Annotated in this window: 13 protein-coding genes and 1 pseudogene; 4 read left to right on the top strand and 10 right to left on the bottom strand. The window is 59.3% G+C overall.

Annotation, left to right across the window (positions count from 1 at the left end):
• Positions 1–3: 3 nt before the first annotated feature.
• Positions 4–921 carry an ABC transporter substrate-binding protein gene (locus ABLU73_RS05070; protein WP_004201600.1) on the bottom strand — a complete coding sequence of 306 codons (918 nt, stop codon included), beginning with the start codon at positions 919–921 and terminating at the stop codon, positions 4–6.
• A gap of 136 nt (positions 922–1,057) precedes the next feature.
• Positions 1,058–3,355 (bottom strand): beta-glucosidase BglX, encoded by a 2,298-nt coding sequence (gene bglX, locus ABLU73_RS05075; protein WP_114508312.1) that lies wholly within the window; start codon positions 3,353–3,355, stop codon positions 1,058–1,060.
• 194 nt (positions 3,356–3,549) lie between these two features.
• Between bglX and dld the strand changes: the two genes are divergently transcribed.
• Positions 3,550–5,295 carry a D-lactate dehydrogenase gene (gene dld / locus ABLU73_RS05080; protein ID WP_124989377.1) on the top strand — a complete coding sequence of 582 codons (1,746 nt, stop codon included), beginning with the start codon at positions 3,550–3,552 and terminating at the stop codon, positions 5,293–5,295.
• An 85-nt stretch (positions 5,296–5,380) separates the two neighbouring features.
• Positions 5,381–5,935: a GNAT family N-acetyltransferase gene (locus ABLU73_RS05085; protein ID WP_002912829.1), complete on the top strand. Its 555-nt coding sequence runs from the start codon at positions 5,381–5,383 to the stop codon at positions 5,933–5,935.
• 230 nt (positions 5,936–6,165) lie between these two features.
• Here the strand turns inward: ABLU73_RS05085 and pbpG are convergent, their stop codons facing one another.
• Both pbpG and ABLU73_RS05095 read right to left on the bottom strand, forming a co-directional pair.
• Entirely contained in the window at positions 6,166–7,116 is a 951-nt protein-coding gene (gene pbpG, locus ABLU73_RS05090; RefSeq protein ID WP_017899335.1) for a D-alanyl-D-alanine endopeptidase, read from the bottom strand.
• A 188-nt stretch (positions 7,117–7,304) separates the two neighbouring features.
• Complete coding sequence (locus tag ABLU73_RS05095; RefSeq protein ID WP_004201605.1) at positions 7,305–7,892, bottom strand: Yip1 family protein; 588 nt, start codon at positions 7,890–7,892, stop codon at positions 7,305–7,307.
• Positions 7,893–8,045: 153 nt separating this feature from the next.
• On the opposite strand from ABLU73_RS05095, the gene ABLU73_RS05100 reads away from it, so the two are divergent.
• Entirely contained in the window at positions 8,046–8,615 is a 570-nt protein-coding gene (locus ABLU73_RS05100) for a DedA family protein (RefSeq protein ID WP_023318737.1), read from the top strand.
• A gap of 33 nt (positions 8,616–8,648) precedes the next feature.
• Here the strand turns inward: ABLU73_RS05100 and mdtQ are convergent, their stop codons facing one another.
• On the bottom strand, positions 8,649–10,088 hold the full coding sequence (gene mdtQ, locus ABLU73_RS05105) for a multidrug resistance outer membrane protein MdtQ (protein WP_023318738.1): 1,440 nt from the start codon (positions 10,086–10,088) through the stop codon (positions 8,649–8,651).
• 128 nt (positions 10,089–10,216) lie between these two features.
• Between mdtQ and ABLU73_RS05110 the strand changes: the two genes are divergently transcribed.
• Positions 10,217–10,951 (top strand): class I SAM-dependent methyltransferase, encoded by a 735-nt coding sequence (locus ABLU73_RS05110; RefSeq protein WP_023318739.1) that lies wholly within the window; start codon positions 10,217–10,219, stop codon positions 10,949–10,951.
• 33 nt (positions 10,952–10,984) lie between these two features.
• On the opposite strand, the gene ascB is transcribed toward ABLU73_RS05110, so the two are convergent.
• The 5 genes and pseudogenes from ascB to dusC form a co-directional block, all read right to left on the bottom strand.
• Positions 10,985–12,379 (bottom strand): 6-phospho-beta-glucosidase, encoded by a 1,395-nt coding sequence (gene ascB, locus ABLU73_RS05115; RefSeq protein ID WP_264924475.1) that lies wholly within the window; start codon positions 12,377–12,379, stop codon positions 10,985–10,987.
• Positions 12,380–12,394: 15 nt separating this feature from the next.
• Positions 12,395–14,369: pseudogene (bglF, locus tag ABLU73_RS05120) on the bottom strand (PTS beta-glucoside transporter subunit IIABC).
• Between the two features lie 30 nt (positions 14,370–14,399).
• Positions 14,400–15,233 carry a transcriptional antiterminator BglG gene (bglG, locus tag ABLU73_RS05125; RefSeq protein WP_114466042.1) on the bottom strand — a complete coding sequence of 278 codons (834 nt, stop codon included), beginning with the start codon at positions 15,231–15,233 and terminating at the stop codon, positions 14,400–14,402.
• A 155-nt stretch (positions 15,234–15,388) separates the two neighbouring features.
• Complete coding sequence (locus tag ABLU73_RS05130) at positions 15,389–16,753, bottom strand: carbohydrate porin (RefSeq protein ID WP_114466040.1); 1,365 nt, start codon at positions 16,751–16,753, stop codon at positions 15,389–15,391.
• Between the two features lie 356 nt (positions 16,754–17,109).
• Positions 17,110–18,042 carry a tRNA dihydrouridine(16) synthase DusC gene (gene dusC, locus ABLU73_RS05135; protein WP_043520328.1) on the bottom strand — a complete coding sequence of 311 codons (933 nt, stop codon included), beginning with the start codon at positions 18,040–18,042 and terminating at the stop codon, positions 17,110–17,112.
• Positions 18,043–18,145: the final 103 nt, after the last annotated feature.

The following is an 18,145-nucleotide window of genomic DNA, read 5'->3' on the forward strand; positions in this document are numbered from 1 at the left end:
GGCTTACTTCAGCAGGCCTTTCTGCTGCAGATAATCTGCCGCCACGCGCTTCGCATCCTGGCCTTCCACCGCGATGCGGGCGTTAAGCTGCTGCAGGGTCTTTTCATCGAGGCTGGCGAAGACCGGCTTCAGCCAGTCGGCGATCTGCGGGTAGGCTTTCAGCACCGTCTCGCGCACCACCGGCGTTGGGGCGTAAATCGGCTGCACGCCCTGCGGGTCGCTCAACGTCTGTAATCCCAGGGCCGCCACCGGGCCGTCGGTGCCGTAGGCCATCGCCGCGTTGACACCGGAGGTCTGCTGCGCCGCCGCTTTGATGGTCACCGCCGTATCGCCCCCGGCCAGCGACAGCAGCTGGTTCTGGTTGAGTTTAAAGTCATACGCTTTTTCAAACGCCGGCAGCGCGTCCGGGCGTTCAATAAACTCCGCCGAGGCCGCCAGCTTAAATTCGCCGCCCTGCTGCAGATAGCGGCTGAGGTCGGCCAGCGAAGTCAGGTGATTTTTCTCCGCCAGCTCCTGACGCACGGCGATGGTCCAGGTGTTGTTAGCCGGCGCCGGGGTAAGCCATACCAGCTGATGTTTCTCCTGATCCAGGCGCTTCACCTTCTCATAGCCCTGCTGGGCATTCTTCCATGCCGGGTCGTTTTCATCTTTAAAGAAAAAAGCGCCATTGCCGGTATATTCCGGGTAGATATCCAGCTCGCCGGCGACAATCGCCCCGCGCACCACCGGCGTGGTGCCGAGCTGGATTTTGTTAATCGTTTTGACGCCGTGGCTTTCCAGCACCTGCTGGATCATATTACCCAGCAGCGCCCCTTCGGTATCAATTTTCGAGCCGACCTTCACCGGCTCCGCCGCCTGCAGCGGCACACTTATCAGGGCGGCCAGCGCCAGCGCGCCGGACCATTTCGTCGCCATCTTCATCCCGCATCCCTCAGTTCTTTTGCGCTTCGCTTACAGAAGCTTAAGAGAAAAGCGTAGTCCATTTGCCAGCGATACGAAAAAGAAAAGGCCGATTAATCGGCCTTTTAAGTGTGACGTTGGGCTTAAGGGCTATGCCTTACAACAGCTCAAACTCGCTCTGCTTCACGCGGGCGGAGTCCACGCCGATAAAGACATTGAATTTGCCCGGCTCAGCGACGTATTTCATCTGCTGGTTCCAGAACTTCAGCGCGTCGACGTCGATCGGGAAGCTGACGGTTTGCGTTTCGCCCGGCTTGAGGTTGACCTTTTTAAAGCCGCGCAGCATTTTCACCGGCCGGCTCATGGAGGCAGTGACGTCCTGCAGATACAGCTGAATGACCGTCGCCCCTTCGCGTTTTCCGGTATTGGTCACCTGCACGCTGGCGGTCACGCTGCCGTCGCGCGGCAGGGTGGCCGACGACATGGTGACATCGGAGACGCTAAAGGTGGTATAGCTCAGGCCGTAGCCAAACGGGTACAGCGGGCCGTTGGCTTCATCGAAGTAGCGCGAGGTGTACTTGTTCGGCTTCTCAGGATTATACGGACGACCGGTATTCAGGTGGCTGTAGTAGGTTGGGATCTGCCCCACCGAGCGCGGGAAGGACATCGGCAGCTTGCCCGACGGGTTATAGTCGCCAAACAGCACGTCGGCGATGGCATGCCCGCCTTCGGTGCCGGCAAACCAGGTCTCCAACAGCGCATCGGCTTGCTGATCCTCTTTCACCAGCGCCAGCGGACGGCCGTTCATCAGCACCAGCACCAGCGGTTTGCCGGTGGCCTTGAGGGCGGCAATCAGGTTGCGCTGGCTCTGCGGCAGGGTGATGTCGGTCCGGCTGGAGGCCTCATGGGCCATGCCCTGCGCCTCGCCCACTACGGCAACCACCACGTCGGATTGCTTCGCCGCCGCGACGGCTTCGTCGATCATTTCCTGCGGCGAGCGCGGGTCAACCTGCACCGCGTTCTCATACAGGTTGAGGAAATCGACAATGCCTTTGTCGTTGGTAACGTTCGCCCCTTTGGCGTAAATCACTTTGCCGTTATCGCCCAGCGCTTCTTTGATGCCGGTCAGGACGGTCACCGACTGGTCGGCCACGCCCGCTGCCGACCAGCTGCCCATCATGTCGCGTTTGCTGTCCGCCAGCGCGCCCACCACCGCGATAGTGCCGGATTTTTTCAGCGGCAACGTATCAAGCCGGTTTTTCAGCAGCACCAGGCTCTCGCGGGCGACTTCCCGCGCCTCTTTACGATGCAGACGGCTTTCTGCGTTGGTGTCCTGCGGGTCAGAATCTTTTGGCCCCAGGTGGCTGTACGGATCGTTGAACAGCCCCATATCATATTTGACGTTAAGCACGTGACGGGTGGCGTCATCCAGCTCGGCCATGGTCACCTTGCCGGACTTCACCAGCCCCGGCAGGTACTTGCTGTAATACTCGTCGCTCATGCTCATGTTGATGCCGGACTTGAGCGCCACGCGCACCGCGTCTTCCGGGTCGGAGGCCACGCCGTGCTTGATCAGCTCTTTAATGGCGCCGTGGTCGGAGACCGTGATGCCTTTAAAGCCCCACTGGTCGCGCAGGACATCTTTCAGCAGCCAGGAATCGGCGGTCGCCGGGGTGCCGTTCAGCGAATTCAGGGCCACCATCACCGCGCCGCTGCCGGCATCCAGCCCGGCTTTATACGGCGGCATATAGTCGTTGAACAGGCGCTGCGGGCTCATGTCGACCGTGTTGTACTCTTTCCCGCCCTCCACCGCGCCGTAGGCGGCGAAGTGCTTGACGCTGGTCATCACCGAATAGCGGTCCGCCGGGCTTTTGCCCTGCATCGACTCCACCATCGCCTGACCCATCATCGTGGTCAGATAGGTGTCTTCCCCGAACCCTTCGGAAGCGCGTCCCCAGCGCGGGTCGCGGGAGACGTCGACCATCGGCGCCCAGGTCATGTTCAGCCCGTCATCGGCGGCTTCATAAGCTGACACCCGGCCCACGGTCTTCACCGCGTCGAGGTTAAACGACGAGGCCAGGCCGAGGCTTATCGGGAAGACGGTGCGCTGGCCGTGCAGCACATCGTAGGCAAAGAACAGCGGGATTTTCAGGCGGCTGAGCTGCATCACCTGATCCTGCATCACGCGGATATCCGGGCGGGTAACGGTATTAAAAATCGCCCCCACCTGACCGTTTTTGATCATTTCACGGATCGCCTCTTTGGGGTTATCCGGGCCGACGCTTATCAGACGCAGCTGGCCGATTTTCTCGTCTACGGTCATTTTTTTCAGCAGGTCGGTGACAAAGGCATCCCGCGCCTGCGGGGTCAGGGGGTGGTTACCAAACAGTTCATCCGCCAGCGCGGGTTGCAGCGCCAGACTCACGGCGACGCCTACAGTGCAGAGCCATTTCATTGTTATCTCGCTTTTTCTCAGACGGGGACTCGGTAAAACATAATAAAAACCGCAGTTTGCCATATATATAAACAACGCGCCCGCAGAATGCTAAGGTTCTTCTCTGATTTTTGCGAAACATTCATGCATCAAATTGTCATACAAAGCGCTATGCTTATCCTCGATATTTCGCGCACCACCACAAGGAGTGGAACATGTCATCTGCACCCACTAACACCAATAAAACGTTTCTGGCTGACCTCGCGCGCCTGGTTGGCCCTTCGCATCTGCTGACCGACCCGGCAAAAACCCAGCGCTACCGCAAAGGCTTCCGCTCCGGTCAGGGCGAGGCGCTGGCGGTTGTCTTTCCCGGCACCCTTTTGGAACTCTGGCGCGTGCTCAACGCCTGCGTCGACGCCGATAAAATCATTCTGATGCAGGCGGCCAACACCGGCCTGACCGAAGGCTCCACCCCCAACGGCAATGATTACGATCGCGAGATCGTGATTATCAGCACCCTGCGCCTGGATAAACTGCATCTGCTGGACAAAGGCGAGCAGGTGCTGGCCTGGCCCGGCACCACGCTCTACTCACTGGAAAAAGCGCTGAAACCGCTGGGGCGCGAGCCGCACTCCGTGATCGGCTCATCGTGCATCGGCGCGTCGGTGATCGGCGGGATCTGCAACAACTCCGGCGGTTCCCTGGTGCAGCGCGGGCCGGCCTACACCGAGATGTCGCTGTTCGCACAGATTGACGCCGACGGCAAGCTGAAGCTGGTCAACCATCTGGGCATCGATCTCGGCAGTACGCCGGAGCAGATCCTCAGCCGACTCGACGACGAGCGGATCAGCGATAGCGATGTGCTGCACGATGGCCGCCACGCCCACGATCACGACTATGTTACCCGCGTGCGCGATGTCGATGCCGACACCCCGGCGCGCTACAACGCCGACCCGGACCGCCTGTTCGAATCCTCCGGCTGCGCCGGCAAGCTGGCGGTTTTCGCCGTGCGTCTCGATACCTTCCCGGCGGAAAAGCGCCAGCAGGTGTTTTACATTGGCACCAACCAGCCGCAGGTATTGACCGAGATCCGCCGCCATATCCTCGCCGAGTTCCAGCATCTGCCGGTGGCCGGGGAATATATGCACCGCGATATTTACGATATCGCCGAGCAGTATGGCAAAGACACCTTCCTGATGATCGACAAGCTCGGCACCGACAAAATGCCGTTCTTCTTCACCATGAAGGGGCGAACCGACGCGATGCTGGAGAAAGTGTCGCTGTTTAAACCGCACTTTACCGACCGCTTTATGCAGAAGCTCGGCCACGTCTTCCCGGCGCATTTACCGGAGCGGATGAAAACCTGGCGCGACAAATATGAACACCATCTGCTGCTGAAGATGGCCGGCGACGGCATCGAAGAAGCACAGCGCTGGCTGACGGAATACTTCCAGCAGGCCGAGGGAGATTTCTTCGCCTGTACGCCGGAGGAAGGCAGTAAGGCGTTTCTCCATCGCTTTGCCGCCGCCGGCGCGGCGATCCGCTATCAGGCGGTGCATGCCGACGAAGTCGAAGATATTCTGGCGCTGGATATCGCCCTGCGCCGCAACGATACCGAGTGGTTCGAACATCTGCCGCCGGAGATCGACAGCCAGCTGGTGCACAAGCTCTACTATGGCCACTTTATGTGTCATGTGTTCCATCAGGATTACATCGTCAAGAAAGGAGTCGATGCCCATGCGCTGAAGGAGCAGATGCTGGCGTTACTGAAAGCGCGCGGCGCCCAGTACCCGGCGGAGCATAACGTGGGTCATCTGTATGAAGCGCCGGAGAGCCTGCAGCAGTTCTATCGCCAGAACGATCCGACCAACAGCATGAACCCGGGGATTGGTAAAACCAGCAAGCAAAAATACTGGGGTGAAGCGGCCCCGGCGCCGGTCTCCCCGGCGGATCCGCAATAATCGGCGGCAGGGCTATTCAGCCTGGCGCTTCTGTATTACGCTGCACGCCGGAGAATGTCTCTCCGGCAGATTCAGGAGCGCCGCCATGCCCGCAGAGGCCCCGTTACTCGACAGTGATTTAGAAATTCGTGAAGCGCTGCCCGACGATGCGCACGCCATCGCCGCGCTGTATGTCTGGCACGTGCTTAATGGCCGCGCCTCCTTCGAAGAGATCCCCCCCACCGTTGACGAAATGCGTAAACGGATCCAGACCGTGCGCGATAACGGGCTGCCCTGGCTGGTCGCGCTGTGGCGCGGGGCTATCGTCGGCTACTGCTACGCCACTTTCTATCGCCCGCGCCCGGCCTATCGCTATACCCTCGAGGAATCCATCTACGTGGAGTCCGGAATGGGCGGGCGCGGCATCGGCAGCGCGCTGCTGTCGCGGCTGATCGCCGAATGCGAGAAAGGCCCGTGGCGGCAGATGCTGGCGATCATCGGCGATGGCCATAACAATGCCGGCTCGCTGGCGATCCATAAAAAGTTCGGTTTTACCGTGGCGGGTCAGCTGCGCAGCGTCGGCTATAAGATGGGCGACTGGCGGGATACGTTGATTATGCAGCGCGCGCTGGGTGACGGCGACTGGACGCTCCCGGAGTAATATTCGGCGTCAAATCCCCGGCTCGCGGCGTAAACGCCTCAGCCGGGCTACCGTTCAGCGCGGTTCCCCAGGCCGGATAAGACGTCAGCCGCCATCCGGCACAAACACCGGCACTCAGCCTGATTACCCGGCGGCGCTGCGCTTGCCGGGCCTACGAAGGGGGCGAACCGGGTGCCAAATCACGTAGCCCGGATAAGGCGCAATGCGCCGTCATCCGGGGGATGTGCAGATTAATCGTTCTGCGCGGTCTGGGCGCCGCCTTTCAGCATCGCCTCCGCCATCTGCGCTTCGCGCTGCTTCTTATAGCTCAGCGCCGAAGCCGGCACCGGCATCACCTTCCCGGTCTCGATCCACGTGCGCAAACGGCTGGCGTCGGCAAAGTGGGTATATTTGCCGAAGGCATCCATCACCACCAGCGCCACCGGGCGTTGGTTGATCACCGTGCGCATAATCAGGCAGTGGCCGGCGGCGTTGGTGAAGCCGGTTTTGGTCAGCTGGATGTTCCAGTTGTCGCGATACACCAGATGGTTAGTGTTGCGGAACGGCAGGCTGTAGGCCGGATGGGCAAAGGTGGCGGTCTCTTCTTTGGTGGTGCTCAGCTGGCCGATCAGCGGGTACTGCTCGCTGGCGATCAGCAGTTTGGTCAGATCGCGGGCGGTGGAGACGTTATGCACCGACAGTCCGGTGGGCTCCACGTAGCGGGTATGGGTCATACCCAGCGCCTGCGCTTTGGCGTTCATCGCGCGAATAAAGGCGTCGTAGCCGCCAGGATAGTGATGCGCCAGGCTGGCGGCCGCACGGTTCTCGGAAGACATCAGCGCCAGCAGCAGCATATCGCGGCGGCTGATTTGGCTGTTGAGACGCACGCGCGAGTAAATCCCCTTCATTTCCGGGGTATGGCTGATATCCACCGTCAGCATCTCATCCAGCGGCAGATGGGCATCGAGCACCACCATGGCGGTCATCACCTTGGTGATCGACGCCATCGGGCGCACCAGATCCGGCTGGCTGGCGTAAATGATTTTTTTGGTGGCCAGATCGACGATCATGGCGCTGCCGGAAGCGATGTCCGGCTGCGAGGCGGTCACCGCCGCGGAGGTTTTTGCTAACGCCTGGGGCGCAAAAGGCACAGCCAGCAGCAAGGTCAGGCTGAGCAAAGAGACTCGAAATTTCGGCATCATGGGCATTCTGAAAAGTATTTTTGCACGTTATGCAACGTACGCCGCGAGGTTAAGTGGGCAACTTCGCTGGCAAACGCCATCATACCGCGCTGTAAGGCCCTGTGCCTAATAAGAATCGTGAAGAAATGCTGCATTGCCGACATAAAATACATATTTGCCGGCAATGCATATTGACCCGTTACGTCCGATCAGAAGAGTCGGTAGCCATACCCCCACAGCACCACGGTGATCGCCAGCAGGACTTCCAGCACCAGCACCCCGATGGCCAGGGTTGAGCTGGCGAAACTGAGCCCCTCTTCCCGGTTAATGCTCAGGAAGGTCGGGATCCCGAGATAGAGCAGATAGCCAGTATAGAACAGGGCAATGGTACCGATCAGCGCGCATAGCCAGACCAGCGGATAGAGCGCCACAATCCCGCTCAGGAACAGCGGTGTGGCCACATAGCCGGCAAATACCATGCAGCGTTTCAGGGAAGGCTGCTGTGGATATTGCCTGGCCATCCACCAGATGACCCGCCCCATGATCGCCACCCCGGCGAGCATCACGGCATAAAACAGCACCGCCAGCGCCAGCCCGGTCAACATCGACAGTTTAATAATAGTGCCGTCGCCGAAGTTCCAGCCCAACTGCGTGGTGCCGATAAAGGCGCAAACCACCGGAACCGCCGCCATCAGCAGCACATGGTGCGTATAGTGATGAGAAATGGTTTCATTCTCGCTCTTGATCACGCTCATCTCCCGGTTGGGATGAGCGAAGAGCCCCCAGACATGGTTCATAGCGTCCCCCTTGTCACGGCTTCGTACTGCACTGATCCAAGTATAATTCACCCTATAGATTATTTTGTGTACAGCGCAAAAAATCTGCCTCGCCGCGTTTTGGTCAGCAGGGTGTATGATTAAGAGGTGATGAGGTAAGGAGAAAAGCTGTTTATGGATATCAATCACCTGATTTCCCAGTATGGCTACGCGGCGCTGATCGTCGGCAGCATGGCGGAAGGTGAGACCATTACCCTGCTGGGCGGCGTCGCAGCGCATCAGGGGCTACTGAAGTTTCCCCTGGTGGTGATCGCCGTCGCCCTCGGCGGGATGATTGGCGATCAGCTGCTCTATCTGCTTGGTCGCCGCTTCGGCGGGCGCATTCTGCGCCGTTTCGCCAGCCAGAAGGCGCGGATCCGGAAAGCGCAGCGCATGATCCAGCACCGGCCGTGGCTGTTTGTCATCGGCACCCGCTTTATGTACGGCTTCCGGGTGATCGGCCCCCTGCTGATCGGCGCCAGCCGCCTGCCGCCGCGCATTTTCCTGCCGCTGAATATTGTCGGAGCGCTGGTGTGGGCCCTGCTGTTTACCACCATAGGCTATCTTGGCGGCGAGGTGGTCGGCCCGTGGCTGCACCATCTGGACGCCCATCTGAAGCATTGGATCTGGCTGATCCTCGCGGTGCTGGTGGTCGTGGCCGCCCACTGGTGGCTCAGGCGGCGCGAGAGTAAGAAGAAAGACTGAGCGGCGCGCCCGCGGGCGCACCGTGGTTGGCGGTTACTTCACCGTCTGGTGGTAGCCGCCGCCAAGGGCCGAGGTCAGCTGAATGCTGGCGTCAATCCACTGGCCGTGCAGGCGCAAGGCGGTGATACGCTCCTGCAGCGCCGGGAGTTTCGCCAGGCTCACCCTGGAGCCGGGCAGGATCCCCGCCGCCATTCGGGCCTGCGCCAGATCCACCACCCGCTGGGCGTCTTTTTCAACCTGCTGCTGCTGTTGGCTTTTGGCCATCAGCGTCTCAACCTGGCTGGCGGTTTTCGCCACCTGGTTGACGGCGTCCACCACCGCTTTGTTGTATTGGGCGATGGACAGGCTGTTCTGCGCGCTGGCGATATCCAGATTAGCATTGAGACGACCGCTGTCGAAGATCGGCAGCGTCAGTCCGGCGGTGACGCCCATCTGCTGCGCCGAATGGCGGAAAAGATCGCTTAAGTGCAGGGCATCCTGCTGCAGGAACGCCATCAGGTTGATGTCCGGATAAAACGCCGCCTTCGCCGCGTCCACTTCGCTCAGCGACGCCTCGATATACCAGTGAGCGACCTGCAGATCCGGGCGGCGCGCCAGCAGCTCATAGCCGAGGGTATCCGGCAGCTGCGCGCTGACCGTCGGCAGGCTGGCGGGTTTGAGGTTCAGCGACTGGCTCTGGCTGTTGGTCAGGGCCATCAGCCGCGCTTCAATCTCTTTCATCGTGCCCGCCACGTCCGCCAGCTGCTGGTCGGTTTTGCTGACGTTAATATCGTTCTCCGCCCCTTCGGCGGAGTTGGTGATCCCGCGCTGATACAGGGCCTTGTCGACCGTCACGATATTATTTTGCTCGTTTTTCACCTGCTGCAGCACCGCTTTGATCGCCGCTTCCGTCTGCCACTGCCAGTACAGGCGCGCCACGCTGCCGGAGAGCAGCTCGCGGGTCTGGGCCTGCTCGGCCACCTGGGCTTTCAGCTCGCCGATGCGCGCTTTCACCAGCGCGCGGTTTTTGCCCCACAGATCGAGATCCCAGCCGGCAGTCAGGCCGAAGGTGCCATTGGTGTACCACGGGCCGGTATTGCCGTCGGTATCGGTGGCGAACGGCCCCATCAGGCCTTCAGCGGACATTTTCTGCCGTTCGATATCGGCGGAGAAATCCATCTCCGGGCCAAGATTCGCCTGCGACATTCGCGCCTGCGCTTCAGCAAGCCTGATGCGCTGTTCGGCAATCTGCATGTCCGGCGCGTTGGCGAGTGCGCGCTGAATCAGATTATCCAGTTGGGCATCGTGGTAGTCTTTCCACCAGTCGGTGTGTGGCCAGCCATTTTTGACGGCGGCGGGAAGATCCATGGAAACGTGGGAAGCCGGAATTTGCTGCTGCGGCGGATTAGCGACCTCATGAGAAGGCGCGCAGCCAGCCAGCGCGATGGCCAGGGGCAACGCCGCCAGCACGCTATTTTTTAATATCAATTTCATTTAACAGGTCAGATAACGTAATCAGGTTGGTTATCATAAATTAATTGAATTAAACGCGTTTAGTAAAGCGTGTGACTAAATTATTAGTTAGCTAAAAATAAACAACCTTATCAATTCAAGGGATGAATATGAGTCAGAATATTTATGACGACCCGCAGTTCTTTGCCGGCTATGCGACCCTCGATCGCTCGGTGAAGGGACTGGAGGGTGCACCAGAGTGGCCATCGCTGCAGGCAATGCTGCCGCCAGTAACCGGTTTGCGGGTGGTGGATCTCGGTTGTGGCTACGGCTGGTTTTGCCGCTGGGCGCTGCAGCAGGGAGCCAGCCAGATAATTGGTTTTGATATCTCCCGACGTATGCTGGCGCAGGCGCGAGAGATGACCCGCGGGGATGAGATTGACTACCGCTGCGCCGATCTGCAAACCCTGACGTTGCCCGCCAACAGCTGCGATCTGGTCTACAGCTCACTGGCGCTCCATTACTTACCAGACATCGCCCCGCTCTTCACCGCCCTGCAGCAGGCGCTGGTCCCTGGCGGCATCCTGGTCTTTTCCGCGGAACATCCCATCTATACCGCGCCGCTGCAGCAGGGATGGCAGGTAAATGAGCAGGGGCAAAAAAGCTGGCCGGTCAGCCACTATCAGCAGGAGGGCGAGCGCGTAAGCAACTGGTTTGCCGAGGGCGTCATTAAACAGCACCGCAAACTCTCAAGCTGGGTAAACGCGCTTATCGCCGCTGGTTTTGTGCTGGAGCAGCTGGATGAGTGGGGTCCGAGCGCCGAACAGATTGCTCAACAGCCCGCCCTGGATGAAGAGAAAGAGCGTCCGATGATCTTTTTACTGCGCGCGCGTAAACCGGGCTGATCCCTCGCCCGGCGATGGCCGGGCGGGGAAGCATTACGCTTTCAGGCTGGCGCCGCGGCTGGCAATCACCTCTTTATACCAGTCAAAGCTCTTCTTCTTACTGCGTGCCAGGGTGCCGGTGCCGTCATCATGGAGGTCGACATAGATAAAGCCGTATCGCTTCGACAGCTCCGCCTTCGAGGCGCTCACCAGATCAATCGGCCCCCAGCTGGTAAAGCCCATCAGCTCAACGCCATCGTCAATGGCTTCCCGCGCCTGCACCAGGTGGTCGTTCAGGTAGCTGATGCGGTAGTCATCATTAATGCTGCCGTCGGCTTCCACCTTATCTTTGGCGCCCAGACCGTTTTCCACGATAAACAGCGGCTTCTGATAGCGATCCCACAGCACGTTCAGCAGCGTACGCAGGCCGAGGGGGTCTATCTGCCAGCCCCACTCCGAGCTCGCCAGGTGCGGGTTCGGCACCATGCTGAGAATATTGCCGCGCGCCTGCTGGTTCAGCGCCTCATCGGCGGTGACGCACCCGGTCATGTAGTAGCTGAAGGAGATAAAATCGACGGTGGTTTTCAGCGTTTCGCGATCGGCCTCGGTGATGTCGAGCGTGATGCCGTTGTCGCGGAAAAAGCGCTGCATATAGCCCGGGTACGCCCCGCGCGCCTGCACGTCGCCGAAGAACTGCCAGCTGCGGTTCTCCTGCAGCGTCGCAAACACATCTTCCGGTTTGCAGCTCAGGGGATACATCAGCCCGCCGAGCAGCATATTGCCGATTTTGCCCTCGGGCACCAGCTCATGACAGGCTTTGACCGCCAGAGCGCTGGCCACCAGCTGGTGATGAATGGCCTGATACACCTCGCCTTTACTGCTGCCGGCCGGCAAGCCGACGCCGGTCATCGGGGCATGCAGCGACATATTGATTTCGTTAAAGGTCAGCCACAGTTTGACTTTGTTTTTATAACGGCTGAACACCGTCCGGGCGTAGCGCTCAAAGAAGCCAATCACCTGCCGGTTGCCCCAGCCGCCGTAATTTTTCACCAGCGCCCATGGCATTTCATAATGCGACAGCGTCACCAGCGGAGTGATGTTGTGCTTCGCCATCTCGTCGAACAATTTGTCGTAGAAGGCGAGTCCGGCTTCGTTCGGCTCGGCGTCGTCGCCGTTGGGGTAGATGCGCGTCCAGGCGATGGAGACCCGCAGGCAGTTAAAGCCCATCTCAGCGAACAGGGCGATATCTTCCGGGTAGCGATGGTAAAAATCGATCGCCACATCCTTTATGCCGCTGTCGCCGGGTACGCGCTCGACCACTTCGCCGAAGACGCCGTGCGGCTGCACATCGGAGGTGGATAACCCTTTGCCATCTTCCAGGTACGCCCCTTCCACCTGATTCGCCGCGGTCGCGCCGCCCCATAAAAAATCTGTCGGGAATGTTTTCATCTCTCTCTCCTGTGATTAATGGCTGACTGACAACAACGGCTGACCGGCTTCGACGGCGCTGGGCGCCACCGTGTCGATCTCACGATAGTCATCGCTGTTGCTGATAATAATCGGGGTCGCCAGGTCGTAACCGGCGTCCAGAATCGCCTGACGATCGAACTCAATCAGCAGATCGCCGGCCTGTACCCTGTCGCCCTCTTTCACATGCGCGGTAAACGGCACGCCGTCGAGTTTGACCGTGTCGATGCCGACGTGGATCAGCAGCTCGATGCCGCTGTCGCTCTGCAGGCCGATGGCGTGTTTAGTCTGAAACAGGGAAGCCACTTCGCCCGGGAATGGGGCGATGACTTTGCCCACCGCCGGGATAATGGCGACTCCTTTCCCCAACAGGCCGCTGGCGAAGGTGCTGTCCGGCACCTGATCGAGGGCGATGACGCTGCCGCTCATCGGCGCCAGGATGTCATTTGCCGAGACCGGCGCTACCGCCACGGCGCCCGGCGCGGCGCTGGCGCGCGGCAGGCCGGCGAAGAAGGTCAGCACGCAGGCGAGCACGAAAGCCACGCCGGTGCCGATAAGCCCGCCCCAGACGCTGGCGTCAATCCCGCCGGGCGGGATCATTTGCGCCGGGAAAAAGATGTTTGGCAGGCCAAACGAGTAGGCATAACTGTTGCTAAAGGCAGTGATCGCCCCGCCAATCGCCCCGGCGACACAGCCGAAGATAAACGGACGGCGCAGCGGCAGAGTCAGGCCATAGATAGCCGGCTCGGTGATGCCGAACAGCCCGGCGGAGAAGGCGGAACCGGCCAGCACCCGCTGGCGCGCATCGCGGGTGGCGAGGAAAATACCGAGCACGGCGCCCACCTGGGCAATCACCGCCGGGAGGATAATAGGCAGCATGGAGTCGTGACCAAGCACCGTCATGTTATTGATCATCAATGGCACCAGCCCCCAGTGCAGGCCGAAAATAACGCACACCTGCCACATGGCGCCCAGTACCGCGCCCGCCAGCCATGGCGCAAACGCATAAATGAACTGGTAGCCGTTGGCCAGCAGATGGCTCAGCCAGGTGGCGACCGGGCCAATCACCAGGAAGGTGAGCGGGACCACCACCGCCAGGCAGATGGCCGGGCTGAAGAAGTTTTTCATCGATGACGGCAACAGCGCGTTGCTCTTGCGCTCCAGCCAGCAGGAGACCCATGAGGCGAGAATAATCGGGATCACTGACGAGCTGTAGTTGATAAAGGTCACCGGAATGCCGAGAAAGTGCTCCACCGCCGCGCCCGGCGCCTGGCTGGCCTCAAAGGCCTGAATCATCAGCGGGTGGGTTAACGCCCCGCCAATCACCATCGAGATAAACGGGTTGCCGCCAAACTTCTTCCCGGCGGTATAGCCAAGAAACAGCGGGAAGAAAAAGAACAGCGCGTCGCTGGCGGCAAACCAGATTTTATAAGTCCCCTGCTCCGGCGTAAGCCAGCCGCAGGTCACCGCCAGCGCCAGCAGGCCTTTCAGCAGACCGGTTGCCGCCATCACGCCGATAAACGGTGTAAAGATGCCGGAGATGATGTCGATAAGCTGGCTTAACACCGATCCTTTGGCCGCTTTTTCCTCGGCAACCGGTTCGCTGTCATCGCTCAACCCCGCCTCCTGGCGCACCGCCAGCCAGACGTCGTGGACGTGGTTGCCAATCACCACCTGAAACTGGCCGCCGCTCTCCACCACCATAATCACGCCCGGATTGGCCTTCAGCCCTTCGGCATCGGCTTTGCCGTTATCCTTCAGTTTAAAACGCAGACGTGTCGCACAGTGAACCAGACTCACAATGTTCTCTTTGCCGCCGACGCGGCTGAGAATATCCTGCGCGAGTGCTTTATATTCCATGCTCTTTTCCTTACTGCCGCTGCCCGCAGACAACCGGCGACTGAGTAGTAAAAAATAAAAAAACCCGAGAACCACGCCGGTGGGCGTCGCGCTCAGGTTTTGCCTGCATCATGCAGTAACAATCCAGTTTTGTTGGGGAGAATTAACGCCCCTCTTTTCTTACCCGTTCGATATGAATGGCAAGAAACATAATTTCTTCGGTGGTCAGCGACCGCTGATACTGCTTTTGCAGATGCGTCGCCACCGTTTCCGCACACTTCCACGCTTTGGCGTAGTTATCTTTCACCGCGCTGTGCAGCGAGACGTCGTCATCTTCCACCACCGTGCGCGTCAGCATCCGCTGGGCGAAAAACTTCAGGTGGGTGACGAAACGCTGATAGCTCAGCGACTCTTCATCGTAGTTAAGCTGCAGCTGATACTTCACCAGCTGCAGGATCTCCTGCATCACCCGGGTCACGTGCATGACCTCCGGCATTTCGCTGTTGAGCTGCGCCGTCACCAGATGCAGGGCGATAAATCCGGCTTCATCCTCCGCCAGCGCCACGCCTAGCCTTTTGGCAATGATGGCCCTTGCCTCCTGGCCCAGCGCGAACTCCTTCGGATACAGCCGCTTAATCTCCCACAGCAGCACGTTACGCAGTGCGATGCCCTTTTTCTGCCGCTCGATAGCAAAATGACAGTGATCCGTTAACGTGATGTACAAACTTTCCTGTAACTTGCCCAACCGCCCGCGTGCCAGGTCGATAATGCGATCGCAGGTGGTCATCACTTCTAACGGAATCTGACTGAGCAGCTCGCCTAAGCGGCCGACCAGCTCATCGCTTTGTAAGGCGAAAACTTTTTCAATTTTGCTGTCGTCCAGCGCGTCGCCCGGGCGTTTCTGAAAGGCCAGCCCTCGCCCCATCACCACCTGTTCGCGCCGGTGCTCGTCGAGAACCACCACCACATTGTTATTGAGTACTTTGGCGATTTGCATATAGACCCCAGAAACAAAAAAACCTGACCCCCGACGAAACGCCAGGTGATCAGGTTTTGCCTGCCGCAGCAGTTGCAATCCAACGCCAGCACTGTAACAACTTCTGCTGCGCGCTCAACCTGACAAGTGAAAAAACGTGATTAAGATCGCGACTATCAGAAGGTCACGATGGTTTTCCACTCCACTACCCACGCGTCCTGGGTCTGCGCGACGCCGCCCGGACGGTGCCAGTACTGCAGGCCCGGCTGCAGCTCCAGCCAGGAGACCGGGCGGAAGCGATAATAGAGTTCACCGTTCAGCGAATGACCGGCCACCGGCTGGTAAGCCGGATCGTTATAGTCGGTGGCGCCGCTTATCTGATTCATATAGCGCTGATTACGTGCGTAGTGGCTGCTCATGTCGATCCACGTCAGGCCGAAGCCGATCCAGTCCTCCGGACGGGCGTCAAACAGACCGCGGTAGCGCAGTGAGGCGGCGACGGCGGAGTGGATATAGTTGCTGCGCTGGTCGCTGAGGCTGCCGCTCAGTGAGACGCTCATCCCCCGCAGCGGGTCGTCGGCGTGGCGGGTGATCTGCTGGTTCAGGCCGGCGTACATAAACCAGGTGCTGTCGTGCTCGGCGTAACCTTGCGGATCGGTCGCCCCGGCGCCGCCAGATTTGCCGCTATAGAGGTCGCTCTGCGGCGCGTTAGTCCAGACCACGCCAAGGTTATAGGCTCCCGGCAGGCCATTAATCAGCGGACGGGTTTCGATCTCCATCGGCAGTAAGATGCCTTTGCTACCCTTCGTCGACCAGCTCCACGCGTGGCTGCGCGCGGTAGCCTGCGGGTTTTGCTCCATCACCCCGCCTTTGAGGGTGACGGTCGGCGTCAGCTTGTACTCCAGGGTGGTGCCCCAGGTATGAATGTTCCAGTTATTCCACGTCAGCGAGTTGGCCGATTTCCCACCGCACTGGGTCAGCAGCTGAAAATCGCAGGGTATGATCTGGTCGAAGGTTTGCACCTTGTTCATCATGCCGATGCGCCAGGTCAGGCGGCGGTCGTCAAAGCTGCGGGCAAAGGTCAGCCAGCCGAGACGGGTGATCGACCCGCCGCCCCAGCTCTCCTGCGACAGATCGTTGAAGCTGACCCGCGGATCCTGCAGCCGTTTCGTGGTGAGGTTATCATCATGGTTGCGATTGACGATATTACCCTCAAGCCGCGCGTCCGGTATGCCGGTCCAGCGCTCCAGATCCTGGGTAAAGGTCAATGACACCTGGTCAATATAGGCCAGATGTTTATCATGGTTATAGCCGCCGCCGGCGTTGTAGGCCATCTCGTTAAGATAGCCAAGATTATAATGAAAGCCGTTCTCTTCAAGGATGGGACGAATGCCCAGCATATCGCCCAGCAGCCCTGGCTGTCCGGCTTCAAACCCCAGCACGCTGCCGTTCCACGCCGGGGTTTGCGCCGCGTTCACGGCGGGCGCCATAGTCGCCAGCGCCGCGCCGATAAAAAGCTGATTTATTTTTTTGTTATGCATTGTGATCTCCACCGTGACTGAATAAAAACAAAGGGGATCCCCAGGCTATTTATTTACCCGTTTTCTTTTTTTAAAAATGAATGGCAAAAAGCGTCCGTCGGTAATAAAACCGCGACAATGCCAGAGAAATCGTTATTCACATCTCATTGTTTTACATCATCATTTTATCCACCCTGAATTTTTACCAAAAAAAAACCTAAGCACTTTGCGCCACGAATGACGAAAGTGCTTAGGTTTTGCCTGAGTTCAGTAGCAATCCTGAATTGATTGACCGCACATTATCACTTTATTCAACCCATGCCTATCATCAATAGGCATGCAAGTAATAATATGTGAAGCGAATAACAGTATGGCGGTTAATAGCGGCCGATCGCCACCGCTATTTCAGCAGACGTTTGCAGGGCGCGAATTTCATTAAACAGGGTCAGCGCCTCGGTATATTCCTTGCGTAAATAGCCTAACCACTGCTTAATTCTCGCCACATGATACAGGCCGGTATCACCCTGCTTTTCCAGGCGGGTATATTTTTGCAACAGCTGGACCACCTGCGGCCACGGCATGCGCGGTTCATTGTATTTGATCACCCGGCTGAGGTTCGGCACATTGAGCGCCCCGCGGCCAATCATCACCGAATCGCAGCCGGTGACGGCCATACAGTCCTGCGCGCTTTGCCAGTCCCAGATCTCGCCGTTGGCGACCACCGGGATAGTCAGGCGCTGGCGGATCTCGCCGATCGCCTGCCAGTTGATGCGTTCGGCTTTGTAGCCATCTTCTTTGGTACGGCCGTGAACCACCAGTTCGCTGGCCCCCGCCTGCTGCACCGCGTCGGCGATTTCAAAGCGCCGTTCACCGCTGTCCCAGCCGAGACGCACCTTGACGGTCACCGGTAAATCCGCAGGGACCGCTTCGCGCATGGCTTTCGCGCCGCGATAGATCAGCTCTGGATCTTTCAGTAGCGTCGCCCCACCGCCGCTGCCGTTCACCAGCTTCGACGGACAGCCGCAGTTTAAATCAACGCCCCACGACCCCAGCGCCACCGCGCGGGCGGCGTTTTCCGCCAGCCACTCGGGATATTGTCCCAGCAGCTGGACGCGCACGCGGGTACCGGACGGGGTGCGGCTTTGATGATGCAGTTCCGGGCACAGCCTGTAGAACGATTTGACCGGCAGCAGTTGGTCCACCACGCGCAGAAATTCGGTGATGCAAAGATCGTAATCGTTAACCTCGGTCAGCAGCTCGCGCACCAGCGAATCGAGCACGCCTTCCATCGGCGCCAGTAGTACACGCATATCGTTACCCGGAAAAAAAAGAGGCGCTATGGTAGCGCCTCCGGGCGTTGGTTGAAAGCGCTCAATGCGTCCGACCCAGCGCACTCCGGTCCCCGGACGCCCG

The organism is Klebsiella sp. GG_Kp175 (genome assembly GCF_040062325.1).
Classification (GTDB): domain Bacteria; phylum Pseudomonadota; class Gammaproteobacteria; order Enterobacterales; family Enterobacteriaceae; genus Klebsiella; species Klebsiella quasipneumoniae.

Bases quoted from the DNA above. Each gene is read 5' to 3' on its own strand.
- ABLU73_RS05070 (WP_004201600.1), bottom strand. From the start codon at position 921: ATGAAGATGGCGACGAAATGGTCCGGCGCGCTGGCGCTGGCCGCCCTG.
- bglX (WP_114508312.1), bottom strand. From the start codon at position 3,355: ATGAAATGGCTCTGCACTGTAGGCGTCGCCGTGAGTCTGGCGCTGCAA.
- dld (WP_124989377.1), top strand. From the start codon at position 3,550: ATGTCATCTGCACCCACTAACACCAATAAAACGTTTCTGGCTGACCTC.
- ABLU73_RS05085 (WP_002912829.1), top strand. From the start codon at position 5,381: ATGCCCGCAGAGGCCCCGTTACTCGACAGTGATTTAGAAATTCGTGAA.
- pbpG (WP_017899335.1), bottom strand. From the start codon at position 7,116: ATGATGCCGAAATTTCGAGTCTCTTTGCTCAGCCTGACCTTGCTGCTG.
- ABLU73_RS05095 (WP_004201605.1), bottom strand. From the start codon at position 7,892: ATGAACCATGTCTGGGGGCTCTTCGCTCATCCCAACCGGGAGATGAGC.
- ABLU73_RS05100 (WP_023318737.1), top strand. From the start codon at position 8,046: ATGGATATCAATCACCTGATTTCCCAGTATGGCTACGCGGCGCTGATC.
- mdtQ (WP_023318738.1), bottom strand. From the start codon at position 10,088: ATGAAATTGATATTAAAAAATAGCGTGCTGGCGGCGTTGCCCCTGGCC.
- ABLU73_RS05110 (WP_023318739.1), top strand. From the start codon at position 10,217: ATGAGTCAGAATATTTATGACGACCCGCAGTTCTTTGCCGGCTATGCG.
- ascB (WP_264924475.1), bottom strand. From the start codon at position 12,379: ATGAAAACATTCCCGACAGATTTTTTATGGGGCGGCGCGACCGCGGCG.
- bglG (WP_114466042.1), bottom strand. From the start codon at position 15,233: ATGCAAATCGCCAAAGTACTCAATAACAATGTGGTGGTGGTTCTCGAC.
- ABLU73_RS05130 (WP_114466040.1), bottom strand. From the start codon at position 16,753: ATGCATAACAAAAAAATAAATCAGCTTTTTATCGGCGCGGCGCTGGCG.
- dusC (WP_043520328.1), bottom strand. From the start codon at position 18,042: ATGCGTGTACTACTGGCGCCGATGGAAGGCGTGCTCGATTCGCTGGTG.